General features: G+C 45.5%; 7 protein-coding genes. 5 read left to right on the top strand and 2 right to left on the bottom strand.

The window, feature by feature from the left end; genetic code table 11:
- Nucleotides 1-84 precede the first annotated feature (84 nt).
- The 3 genes from RIB93_RS20700 to fcl all read left to right on the top strand — a co-directional run bounded on the left by RIB93_RS20700 (nucleotide 85) and on the right by fcl (nucleotide 3,373).
- Nucleotides 85-816: a sugar transferase gene (locus RIB93_RS20700; protein ID WP_446375151.1), complete on the top strand. Its 732-nt coding sequence runs from the start codon at nucleotides 85-87 to the stop codon at nucleotides 814-816.
- Nucleotides 817-1,211: 395 nt separating this feature from the next.
- Nucleotides 1,212-2,297: a GDP-mannose 4,6-dehydratase gene (gene gmd, locus RIB93_RS20695; RefSeq protein WP_446375149.1), complete on the top strand. Its 1,086-nt coding sequence runs from the start codon at nucleotides 1,212-1,214 to the stop codon at nucleotides 2,295-2,297.
- Between the two features lie 131 nt (nucleotides 2,298-2,428).
- On the top strand, nucleotides 2,429-3,373 hold the full coding sequence (gene fcl, locus RIB93_RS20690; protein WP_446375181.1) for a GDP-L-fucose synthase: 945 nt from the start codon (nucleotides 2,429-2,431) through the stop codon (nucleotides 3,371-3,373).
- A gap of 62 nt (nucleotides 3,374-3,435) precedes the next feature.
- On the opposite strand, the gene RIB93_RS20685 is transcribed toward fcl, so the two are convergent.
- On the bottom strand, nucleotides 3,436-3,753 hold the full coding sequence (locus tag RIB93_RS20685; RefSeq protein WP_446375147.1) for a hypothetical protein: 318 nt from the start codon (nucleotides 3,751-3,753) through the stop codon (nucleotides 3,436-3,438).
- Between the two features lie 411 nt (nucleotides 3,754-4,164).
- Here RIB93_RS20685 and RIB93_RS20680 point away from each other — a divergent pair, with 411 nt between their 5' ends.
- Together RIB93_RS20680 and RIB93_RS20675 are read left to right on the top strand one after the other, a co-directional pair.
- Nucleotides 4,165-6,990: an ATP-binding protein gene (locus RIB93_RS20680; protein WP_446375145.1), complete on the top strand. Its 2,826-nt coding sequence runs from the start codon at nucleotides 4,165-4,167 to the stop codon at nucleotides 6,988-6,990.
- A gap of 6 nt (nucleotides 6,991-6,996) precedes the next feature.
- Complete coding sequence (locus RIB93_RS20675) at nucleotides 6,997-8,580, top strand: response regulator (RefSeq protein ID WP_446375143.1); 1,584 nt, start codon at nucleotides 6,997-6,999, stop codon at nucleotides 8,578-8,580.
- A gap of 683 nt (nucleotides 8,581-9,263) precedes the next feature.
- Here RIB93_RS20675 and RIB93_RS20670 read toward each other — a convergent pair.
- A complete protein-coding gene (locus RIB93_RS20670; RefSeq protein ID WP_446375141.1) occupies nucleotides 9,264-12,311 on the bottom strand; it encodes a carboxypeptidase regulatory-like domain-containing protein in 3,048 nt (1,015 codons plus the stop codon).
- Between the last annotated feature and the right edge of the window lie 100 nt (nucleotides 12,312-12,411).

Here is a 12,411-nt window from a genome sequence, read left to right as displayed (position 1 = left end):
ATTCCAGTTTCCTGGTCGCTATTGCCTTAGCTAACCGCTTCTGGCTTTATGATCGTGACGTGTGGTGTGAAGTGAAGGAGTAAGATGACTGCCCAAAGCCAACTTATCTCCGTCAAGACGTTGCGAGCGTTCGTGAAGCGTGGTATCCAGCCCCGCGCTCCACGCAGTAGACCCAAAGGTCTGTCTCGATATCGCTTAGACGGAATTTTTGCCAAGCGGCTGTTTGATGTCGTATTTTCCCTATCGATTCTCACGTTGTTTTTCCCGATTTACCTGCTCTTAGCCATCCTAATCGCTATCAGTTCACCGGGTCCTATTTTTTATGTTCAGGAGCGAATCGGTAAAGATTATAAGCCGTTTAGCTGCATTAAATTTAGAACCATGGTGGAAAATGCTGATGAAATGTTGATAGAAATGATGACAGAATCAACCTCTATTCGTTATGAATTTGAAGCTAACTTCAAGCTCAAAGAAGACCCCAGAGTAACCTGGATTGGTAAATTCTTGCGATATACCAGTTTGGATGAATTTCCCCAATTTTGGAATGTTTTGAAAGGAGATATGAGTGTGGTCGGTCCTCGCCCCTTAGTCCCGGAAGAAATGCATAAGTACGGGCGTTACATGGATAAAATCTTGACAATTAAACCAGGCATTACTGGACTATGGCAAGTTTCAGGGCGCAATGATATTCCCTATAAGCGTCGGGTACAAATCGATGTTTATTACGTTAATTTTCAAAATTTTTGGCTTGATTTATGGCTGCTTTTGAAAACAATCGGCGTAATGATTGCCCCAAAAAATAATGGGGCTTACTGACGAATTAAGCATTGGGAGCATGGGAGGATTAATCCAGAATTAAACCTCTCGGCTCAAATGGAGTAAATCAGCGTAGTATTGGGATGGCTTCGGTGTTGGGATTGGCAACCGTTGAATCATCAAAACAGGGAGCAGACTATTCCAGACAGGACTTTCCTGGGTGTTGACGGCAACAAACCAAACACCGGACTGAACAACGATGGCAAAATCGCGCCAGAGAGAGCATCGAACTCCGACATGGTAGGCTTGATAAGTTATGAGTCAAAAGAAAGTTGATCGATGCTGGGAATTTTAGGATAATCTAAGGAATAATTTCCCTGATTCCAAAATCCAGTTGGGAGATTAACACTTTTGTCAACCACTGTTGCCCATACGCATCACAGGACGATTCAAGGATGACGCAACCCAAACGAGCGCTGATTACAGGCATAACTGGTCAAGACGGTTCCTACTTAAGTGAGTTATTACTGGACAAAGGCTACGAAGTTCACGGGATTGTCCGGCGGACTTCCACCTTTAACACCGATCGCATTGACCATATCTATGTTGATCCTCACAATCAAGTTGCCCGATTATTTCTGCACTACGGAGACTTGACCGATGGCGTAACCTTGCGCCGCATTCTCGAAGAAGTTAGACCCAAAGAAATTTACAATTTGGGCGCTCAATCTCACGTTCGCGTCAGTTTTGACTGTCCGGAATATACGGTGGATGCAGTGGGAATGGGAACCCTGCGCCTGTTGGAAGCGATTCGGGATTATCGAAATCGCACAGGTATTGATGTGCGCTTCTATCAGGCGGGTTCGTCGGAAATGTTTGGTAAAGTCCAGGAAGTTCCCCAAAAGGAAACCACTCCATTTTATCCCCGCAGTCCTTATGCTTGTGCTAAGGTGTATGCCCATTGGCAAACGGTGAATTATCGCGAGTCTTACGAGATATTTGGTTGCAATGGTATCTTGTTTAACCATGAATCGCCGCGTCGGGGAGAAACCTTTGTTACCCGTAAGATTACTCGCGCGATCGCCCGGATTCTCTCGGGACAGCAGAAGAAACTCTATCTGGGCAATCTAGACGCCAAGCGAGACTGGGGCTATGCCAAAGACTATGTTCAAGCCATGTGGTTGATGCTGCAACAAGACGAACCCGACGATTACGTCGTCGCCACCGGTGAAACTCACTCAATTCGCGAATTTTTGGATATTGCCTTTAACTGTGTCGATAAGAATTGGCAAGATTATGTAGAGTTTGACTCCCGTTATTTACGTCCTGCGGAAGTCGAATTACTCATTGGTGATCCCACCAAAGCCAAGGAAAAGCTAAATTGGCAACCATCTTTATCGTTTGAACAGTTAGTCGCCCTGATGGTAGAAGCCGATTTACGAACCTTCGGCAAATCATCGAATGGTGAAGGGGCGGAACTGTTTGAAAAACACAAAGAAAATACTTACGAACATTCCGCTGCTCACGCACCTGTTGATTGAGCAAAGGTCAAAAGTATGTATTTGTAAGGGCGGACGCGAGTTACTCAGAGAAGACGGTAACCAATAATATATCAATATTATCCGCCCTGGAATTATGGATTATTCAGTGTTTTCAACTATCTAATATGACCATGAACAAGGACTCAAAAATTTATGTAGCCGGTCATCGTGGCTTAGTCGGTAGCGCCATTGTTAGATGTTTACGCGATAACGGGTATACCAATCTTATCCTCAAAACCAGCCAAGAGGTGGATTTAAGACGCCAGCAAGCCGTAGAAGATTTCTTTGGCGCTGAACGCCCAGAGTACGTTTTCCTCGCGGCGGCAAAAGTGGGGGGAATTAATGCCAATAATACCTACCGGGCTGAGTTTCTCTATGACAACTTAATGATTGAGTCAAATATTATTCATAGCGCCTATTTGTCTGGTGTAGAAAAGTTGTTATTTCTCGGCTCATCCTGTATCTATCCCAAACACTGTCCCCAGCCGATGCAGGAAGAACACCTACTCACGGGGTTTCTGGAACCGACAAATGAACCTTACGCGATCGCCAAAATTGCTGGACTCAAACTTTGCGAAAATTATTGTCGGCAATATGGGGTGAATTTCATCTCCGCTATGCCCACGAATCTCTATGGTGCTAATGATAATTTCGATTTAGCCAATTCCCACGTTCTCCCCGCCCTGTTGCGAAAAACCCATGAAGCTAAAATTAACAATGATCAGGCTGTAGAAATTTGGGGAACGGGTTCGCCGCTGCGGGAATTTTTATACGTGGATGACTTAGCTGATGCCTTAGTTTTCCTGATGAATCACTATGACGATATCCAATTCGTGAATGTGGGGACAGGAGAAGAGGTTTCGATTAAAGACTTGGCGATGTTAATTAAAGCGGTGGTTGGTTATGAGGGTGAGTTGAAATTTGATTCCTCTAAACCCGATGGCACACCGCGTAAGCTGTTGGATACCTCAAAAGTTAATGCCGCTGGTTGGCACCCCAAAATTTCGTTAAAGAAAGGTCTAGAATTGACCTATCAATGGTTTGCCGAAAACTATGAGAGTATTAAAGGAAAATAGTCTGACCGATGAATTTGAATGATCTGTTCTGTGCAAATGACAACGAATTCATAGTGAGGCGTCTAAATAATGTGTGCCAAAATCTCTCTGTACTCCTTTTCGTTCAGAGGAGTTAACTGCTTCTTTTCCACCCAAAATAGGCAGTAATCACAGTAACGATTTTCCGGTTTGAGAACTTCGGCTTTGACCATATCATGTTCACGCTGGGGACTACCATCAGCATTTTTGAGCGCCGTATATTCGGGGTTAATTTCGTGAATTAATAAGAACTCCTTAAGACGATCAATACTGCCCCGATATCGAGCGATTGTTCCTGGCACTATCTGGGAACTTGTTTGCTGTCTTATTTTTAAGCCCTTTCTAGAAACGGCGTTGAACATTAATCCTCCTTGACAACAAGGATAATCCCCAGCTACTCGGTGCTTTTTTGATCGAGTAGTTAGACCAGCCTAGCTTTTGGGCTATTTTCTCCGCATTTTCTGAGGTAGCAGCAGCATGCCATTATCGGGTTTCCCTAGTTCAGATCAAAAGCGCGATCGCGTGGAGGTTGGCTCATCGTTGTTCTCGTCTAAACTTATTAGTTTATCAGTTAGGGGAACTTATAGGTAGAGGAACCCTTACCCAAATTAATTGGCTACTGACTAACGGGCAAGTTGTAGAGACGCGCCATGGCGCGTCTCTACAACTTAATTAAATCCTGAACAAATCGAGACGAACTCAAGATAGACTTCCGTAAAATCACGGTTGTGTCTAGTGGAACACACTGGAGAGAATAGAATCAGTCTTTCCTGATGATTCCCTTGCGTCCAAATCCCTCATCTCGCCTTCGTTCACGTCCCAGGAAACTGGCTAAACTGACCCAAAACTGGCGCTTTGTCGCCTCCCACTTCAATCCACGCCGACGACTTCCCACACAACTGGGGTTGGGATTACTCTTGCTGACTCTACTCTTTTCCAGCCTCACCAGTCTGGCAGTAGGATACACCACAGGAAATCAGCTAAAAGCGCTGCGGGGACAACTCTTTACCAAGCTGGCACATAATACTACTGAACTGTTGGATCGAGGCATGTTTGAGCGCTATCGGGAGATTCAAATTGTTGCCTCCCTAGAAACACTCAGCAGTCCAGACACAACCAACGCTGAGAAGCGATCGCTTCTGGAAAGGTTACAGGAAACCTACCCTGATTATGCCTGGATTGGTTTAACTGACCCCCAAGGTCAAGTGGTTGCCAGTACGGGCGGTATTCTCTCCGGTGAAGATGTCTCAGCCCGACCTTGGTTTGACCGGGCTAAAATCAATCCCTTTGTGGGTGATGTTCACCCAGCATTATTGTTAGAAAAATATCTTCCTAATCCCACAAACCAACCCCTGCGTTTTGTAGATATCGCTGCACCTGTATGGGATAATAATGGGCAGTTTCGCGGGGTTTTGGGGGCGCATTTATATTGGCAATGGGCAGAAAAAATTCAGGATAATTTACTCGATCCTGTACAGCAACGGGAACAGGTTGAACTGTTGATTTTAGCGGCTGATGGCACGGTGCTAGTGGGTTCCCCTGAGGCGCAATTGTCCCCTCTGGCGTTGGTGAACTTGAGGGAGTCTCAACCTGGGGAATCGGGTTATGGGGTGGAAACTTGGTCTGATGGCAAGTCTTACCTGACGGCTTTTCAGAAGACAAACGGGTTTAAAGCGTATCCGGGATTAGGATGGATTGTACTGGTGCGACAACCCACACCCCTTGCCTTTACCGCCGCCAGACAACTCCAACAGCGCATCTTCCTCTGGGGATTAGTCCTGGGTTTAGTCTTTGCCAGTGGGAGTTGGCTGTTTGTTGAACGTATCACTCGTCCCCTACTGGTGATTACGGCGATCGCCGATCGCCTGCAACGGGGTAAAAAAGACGTGAAAATCAAAGTATTACCGGGGAAAGATGAGGTAGCCAGACTCTCAATGTCGTTCCAGAAACTGATGAACACACTGGGACAAAAAGAACAAGCGCTGTTAGCCACCAATGCTAATTTAGCCGCCGCCAAGCAACAGTTAGAGGACTATTCCCGCACCTTAGAAGTGAACGTTCAACAGCGAACTCAGGAATTACAGACGGCTAAGGAAGCGGCTGATGTTGCCAATCGCGCTAAGAGTGAATTCCTGGCAAACATGAGCCACGAATTGAGAACACCCCTGAATGGTATCTTGGGCTATGCTCAAATTCTCAAGCGAGAAAAAAGTTTGAGTGCTAAACAACAGGATGGTTTAGAAATTATTCAGCACAGTGGTGAACATCTGCTTACTCTAATTAATGATATCTTAGACCTGTCTAAAATTGAAGCGCGAAAAATGGAACTCCATCCGAGTGAGTTTCATTTGCCTCAATTTCTTAAAAGTATTGCTGAACTGGTTCGCATTCGTGCCGACCAAAAAGGAATTGCGTTTACTGAGCAATTTTCTGCCTCACTACCTGTAGCTGTGCGGGGAGATCAGCAACGGTTGCGACAGGTGTTGCTGAATTTGTTGAGTAATGCGATTAAGTTCACCCAAGCGGGTGGGGTGGTGTTTAAGGTTGGCTATGTAACCGAGATGGAAAATGGGCAGAATCAGGGAGAAGAGTTTGAGTTAAATCAACATTCACTCCGGACGGATATTGTAGCGGAAAACTCCCCAGAAATCGGCAAACTTCGGTTTCAAATTGAAGATACGGGCATCGGGATGACACCCGAACAAGTAGCCGAAATATTTTTACCGTTTCATCAAATGGGTGAGCATTCTCGTCAAGTAGAAGGAACAGGATTGGGACTCGCGATCGCTCAACGGTTCGTGCAAATGATGGGCGGGGAAATTCAGGTTAAAAGTAGTTTGGGTAGGGGGAGTATTTTTTGGCTGGATTTAAGGTTGCCGCAGGTTCAAGCCAGGAGAACTATTCCTCGAAGTAACTTGGGCGAAATTACGGGATTTAAGGGCTTACCCTATAAGGTTTTGGTTATAGACGACAAGTGGGAAAATCGCTCGATATTGGTTGATTTTCTGGAACCGTTAGGATTTAAACTGATTGAGGCAACAGATGGGCAAGATGGATTGCATAAAGCCAGGACATTGAAACCCGATATTATTTTTACTGACTTAGTGATGCCAGTAATGGACGGTTTCGAGACGATCAGACAGCTCCGTCAAGATCCCAAGTTTCAGACTGTAGCAATTATTGCCATGTCTGCCAGTGTTTTTGATTACAATCGTCAGCAAAGTTGTCAGGCAGGTTGTGATAATTTTCTGCCTAAACCAATTCAATTGCCGGAACTTTTAGAACAGTTAAGGGTGCATCTGGGTTTGGAATGGGTGTATAAAGAGTCACAGGTCAAAAGTCAGACAACCCAAGTCAGCGATAGTGAACCATTGCTGAATAGTAAAGTCATTGTCCCACCACCGGAAGAATTGGCAATCTTGTTCGATCTAGCCATGCGAGGTAACATTAATGGTATCATAGAGCAAGCCATTCTCCTGGAACAAGCGAATCAATGTTTTGTACCGTTTACAACCCAATTGCGCCACTTTGCCAAAGGGTTTCAGGAAAGACGGATTCGAGAGTTCTTGAAGGAATATATGAATAGAGAAGTAGAGTGATTGAGTATGGATATAGAACAAGGGATAATTCTAATCGTTGACGATAATCCCACAAACTTGGGCGTATTGTCCGATTGTTTGAGCGGTTCTGGCTTTGAAGTCTGGATTGCTCAAGATGGAGAAAGCGCGATCGAACGGGTAGACTATGCTCATCCTGATATTATCTTGTTGGACGTACTCATGCCAGGAATTGATGGCTTTGAAACCTGCCGTCAGTTGAAAGCCAACCCATCCACTCAAGACATTCCGGTCATTTTTATGACGGCGCTTTCTGACACAGTGGATAAGGTGAAAGGATTTGAACTGGGTGCAGTGGATTACATCACCAAACCCGTTCAGCATGAAGAAGTTTTAGCCAGAGTCAGAACTCACCTAACAATCCGCAAACTGACACAGAAACTGCAACAGAAAAACGCCTGTCTGAAACAGGAAATTCTTGAACGTCAGCAAGCACAAGAGGCACTCCGGCAAAGTGAACAGCGCTTACAAAAGCTAGCGAAAAATGTACCGGGAATGCTTTACCAATTTTGCTTGCGTCCAGATGGTTCAATGGCTTTTCCCTATGTTAGTCCTGGCTGTCGCCAAATCTATGAACTCGAACCTGAAGTTATCCAGGAGAATGCTACAGTAATTATTGAGCTAATTCACCCGAATCATCGCGAGTATTTTGATCAATCCGTTGCCATTTCAGCCCAAACTTTACAACCCTGGAACTGGGAAGGACAAATCATTTTACCATCCGGTCAGTGTAAATGGATTCAAGGTGCAGCTCGTCCAGAACGACTCGAGAACGGTGATATTCTTTGGTATGGTATGGTTATGGATATTAGCAAGCTTAAGCAAGCCGAAGCCGCCATTTCTATGGCGCTGACGAAAGAAAAGGAACTCAATGAATTAAAATCCCGCTTCGTGTCGATGACATCTCATGAATTTCGCACTCCGCTAACGACTATTTTTTCATCGGCTCAAATGTTGGAATATTACAGCCACAAGTTGACTGAAGAGAAAAAAATAATCCACCTGCATCGAGTGCAAAGGGCGACCAACCAGATGATTGATATGTTAAATGATATGTTAGTCCTGGGCAAAGCCGAAGCGGGTAAAGTTGAATTCAATCCCACCTCTCTGGATTTGCCCTCCTTGTGTGGCGAACTGATAGAAGAGTTACAACAGGGGATTGGTAAAGGACATCATATTGAGTTTGCCTGTGAGTATAATACCCCCAAAACCCCAAACAGCATTGCTACCTGTTTAGACGAAAAACTGGTGCGGCATATTCTTGGAAATTTGCTCTCCAATGCGATTAAATATTCCCCCGAAGAGTCTACTGTGCGACTTTCTTTACTATATTCGCAAAAGAACGCTATTTTCACGATTCAAGACAAAGGAATTGGCATTCCCGAAACAGACCAGAAACGACTTTTTGAAACGTTTCACCGGGCGGCTAATGTGGGTAATATCGAGGGAACTGGATTGGGACTGGCAATTGTCAAAAATAGTGTGGACGCCCACGGGGGAACGATTACCTTATCCAGCGAGGTCAATGTAGGTACAACGTTTACGGTTACGCTACCGTTAATATATCTTTGAGTCGAACAAAACGTCTAAATAAGTAGTCTAAATAAGTAGCTCTTCAGATGGAATCCCGGTTCTTCCGGACAAGCGTGTGCTAAACTATCAGCTTGAGCGAGTTCATAATGCTCACCACACAAGTACTGTAGCGCCTAAGTCCATCAAAATGACTTGAAATATGGGAAGAAATGGCTAAAGCTCTTACTGTTCATTGTTCGGACTAATCAAACTAACAATTTAGCACACTAAGTACGGAAGACCCCTCTTTCTTGTGTTTGACAAATTTCTTTAAGCTTCTGTAATTGTTTGTTACGACCGTTGAAGGTGACACCATCAATAGTATGGGTTAATCCACCGAATAGATAACTCAGAATCTTTGCCAAAATTCTCAAACAATCAGGATTAGGTTCCCCAGTCGGTACAGTTTGAGTTTGTAGATAATCACCTCTTTGTAAATACAGCGCTTTTTGTGTAATAAAGTACAGTAGATCAAAGTCCCCCTTTTGATCCCCCTCTTCCCTTTTGATCCCCCTCTTCCCTTGTAGATCCCCCTCCCGTCCCCCTTAAAAAGGGGGAAGCCAGAGGATGCGGGAGCTTTTTTTGCATGGGGGATGCGAGGGGGATCGACAATGTACCGCATAGCAGAGCAAACTGCTGTAACTGTTGGTTTCCTATAAGTTATTCCAGTTAAAATAGCTAGATTAGCCATCTACAGAGGTCGGTAAATTCAGATTCAGTTCCTGGAAAAATTCCGAACTATTTTTCAGATCAATCGTCTGGGGAAACGCAGGCTGATTGTTGATTTGCAGGCGGTATTTTCCTTGCTGTAACCGTTCTAAATAATACACGCCAGCATCGTTAGTAATGGAAAATGACCGAGTACCAGCATCCGGTTGGATGGCTTCAACTCTCGCCCCACTCACAGGTTGACCTTGGTTATCGGTGACAATTCCAGATATTGTGTAAGACTGAACCAAGGGAATGAGAATCGGTGTATAACTCCCCGCCACCACCTCCACCGCCAAGGCTTCATTGATTACTTGCCAATCAAAGGGAAAACCCGCCGGATCAAAGTCGAGGCGGTAGGTTCCAGGGGATAAATTCATGATGATGCGATCCTCTTGAATATCGGCGCGTAATGATCCCAGAGACTGCTGATTCACCAAGAGTAAGGTGGAGTCAGTGTAGTATTTTTCCCCCGGATCAGGTTTGCCATTTTGATTGCGGTCAAAAAAGGGTTGAATCAAGAGTCCGCCTTGGGTGCGGAGATAGTCGGTTTTGGTATCTCTGGGGGTAATCCCTTGCTGTAAATTGAGACTGGAGACGAGGTTTAAGCTGAAAGCGGCGTTATCGGAACTCACAGCTATCCCTTGATATCGCGCTTGTAGGCGTAAACCAGGGAAAATCGAGGTTCCGACTGAGGCGACAATTCCCGAACCGCGAGAACCGATACCATACCCTAGTTGGGCATCCCAGAGGGGGTTCCCATCCCCCGATTTTTGGGGGGAACGATAACGCCAAGTGAGGCTGGCTAAATAGTTATGACCATTTTGGTTACGGGTATCATAACCGAGAACCAGGGCATGACCCGTACTTAAGCTATCCGAGAAACGATAACCGAGTTCAGATTGGGTGCTAATTTCATTCCCCAATGACCGAAATTCCCATTGATTCAGGCGTTGAATCAGGTTCCACCGGAAACGGCTTTGGGTATCGACGCTGAGACGGGCAAAGGTAAAGGCGTTTTTGTTGCTTAAAGCGAATTGTACACCAGCCGCCGTCGCATCATTGGTGCTGGTATTGGCAAATAGGGTGAAACCGGGTAACACTTGCCAAGACGCATTCAACCGTTGGGCGAAGCGATCGCTTGTGAAACGGGCGGTAAAATTAGGGGAGGGTTCAAAGAGTACGTTGGCGTTAATATCCCAGTCGGACTCCTCTGTACCACTTAGAACCGAGACGGCGGCTTTTAAAGGGAAGCCTTCTGACTGAAAAAAGGCTTCTGCTAATCCCCGAAACGATTCGTCATAAACCGCACCAGCCCCTAATGTCAGGCTATTAGAAACCCCCCAACGCCCCATCACTCCACCTTGAACGTCGGTAAAATTGCCCAATATTTCTTGATTCAAACCCGACAATTGTCGCCGCCATCCTCCAGACACAATAACGGCTGTTGATCCGGCGGGGATTTGTCCGGGGACATTGGAAAAGGTAGCGTCTCGAATTTCTGGGGTTTCCGTGAGTCGCCCTTGGGGATAGAGTAAAATACGATAATTATTAAACGATTGACTCTCGAATTCCACATCCTCGAAGCGGTAAACACCCGAAGAATCCACCAGAACTTCTGCGATCGCGTCATCACTTAATCCTCGCACCAAACGCACCAATGTTCCCGGTTCCGCTGTTCCAGAAATCGTGCGCCCGATTTGCGCGGCTTGTAGGCGTTGACGGGGATCAGAACCGCCGTAGAGTTGAAGTTGAGGGATAAAACCATTGCGTTGAATCGTGGTGAATCCCCAATAATCTCCGGGACTTTGACTACGCCAGAAAGGGGGTTGAGATCCAATAATATAATCCGCCGTATCCGTTTGGCGTTGAAATCGCGCTTCCGCTAAACTCCAGGTATCGGAGGAGAAGAGTTGGGGTTGATTGGCGCGGATATACCAACTCCCCCCAAAAATACTGCCAACAGCGGATACATTTCCCCGATAGTTCGGTGATTGAGTCGCCGTTCCACTGGCATCAATTCGTTGTTCGACAGCGGAAAGGGAGAACCCAGATGGCGCAATTCGGGGTAATCCTTCGGTTTGGATAATAACTTCTCGTTTTCCCCGTTGACGCCGTTGATTTAACCAGGGGGCTTGGATAGAAACCGCATAATCAATAATATCAAATTCGATTTCTACCCCGAATAAGGTTCGCACATCCGCCACCGAAAACACCAAGCCTAATTCTGGATCAGTCTTGAGTTGACTGGGGTTGAGGCGAATAACCTGGGTAGGCGATCGCAGTTCGATTTGATTGTCGGGTAAAATAGTAGCGGTTAATTTTAAGGCTTTAACGATGGCGTCGTAAGGTAATAACCATTGCTCAAAATTAATCGCGGCTTCTCCATCTTCTTGTCCCCGAATTAAGGTGCTAGTAATTACCGGGCGGTTGTTGACTTTTATTCCTACCAGAAAGGAGGAGAAATTATCGGGAACTTGGGCGATTGAAAATTGATTTTTTGGAAGGGTTGATATATCTGGGTTTTGGGGGGGTAATGTGTCAGGTTGGGGTGTGGGTTCTTCGTCAGCGATGTTTTCGGGTTCCGGTGTTGAATTGGCGGGATTTAAGCTAGGATTTGAGTTTTCTGGGGAAGGTAAACTATTCGATGTTGAATTATTTAGTTCAGCCGGATAGAGAATCAGATCTAGATTGACGGGATTGAATTGAATAGAAGGAGTAGAAGCAGAAAATTCTGGTTGTCTTGACTGATTATCGGAGATACTGACTGAAATCGGTTGTCCGAGTTTGGCGGCGTTAGATGATTCTATTTCTTCTGGCAAAGTCGGCAAATTCGAGTCTGAATATTCGGGTAAGAATAATTCCGGTGAACTCGGAATCGAATGAGACGCAACAGGATTTTGGCTGGGAGAGGCTGGCGTGTTGGCGATTATAAATGGATGTTCGCCAACTTTATCTGCCTTTTCGGGAGTTACGTGGTGTACAATTTCTGGGGGTGAGTGAGGGGGTACGGCATGAAACATAGGGCAGATATTAACGTCTGCTTAAAAAAGGTGGATTTTACGTTCATAGTTCATAGTTGATCGCAATCAACAATCAACGATGAACAATCAATAATGAACA

It is taken from the genome of Coleofasciculus sp. D1-CHI-01 (assembly GCF_040218875.1).
In the GTDB taxonomy this organism is placed as follows: Bacteria; Cyanobacteriota; Cyanobacteriia; order Cyanobacteriales; family Coleofasciculaceae; genus Coleofasciculus.
The sequence above is the reverse complement of the archived record's forward strand: the minus strand, read 5'-3'. Positions and strand labels throughout refer to the sequence as shown.

Coding starts and splice junctions, on each gene's coding strand:
- RIB93_RS20670 (WP_446375141.1), bottom strand. CDS start 12,311: ATGTTTCATGCCGTACCCCCTCACTCACCCCCAGAAATTGTACACCAC.
- RIB93_RS20700 (WP_446375151.1), top strand. CDS start 85: ATGACTGCCCAAAGCCAACTTATCTCCGTCAAGACGTTGCGAGCGTTC.
- gmd (WP_446375149.1), top strand. CDS start 1,212: ATGACGCAACCCAAACGAGCGCTGATTACAGGCATAACTGGTCAAGAC.
- fcl (WP_446375181.1), top strand. CDS start 2,429: ATGAACAAGGACTCAAAAATTTATGTAGCCGGTCATCGTGGCTTAGTC.
- RIB93_RS20680 (WP_446375145.1), top strand. CDS start 4,165: ATGATTCCCTTGCGTCCAAATCCCTCATCTCGCCTTCGTTCACGTCCC.
- RIB93_RS20675 (WP_446375143.1), top strand. CDS start 6,997: ATGGATATAGAACAAGGGATAATTCTAATCGTTGACGATAATCCCACA.
- RIB93_RS20685 (WP_446375147.1), bottom strand. CDS start 3,753: ATGTTCAACGCCGTTTCTAGAAAGGGCTTAAAAATAAGACAGCAAACA.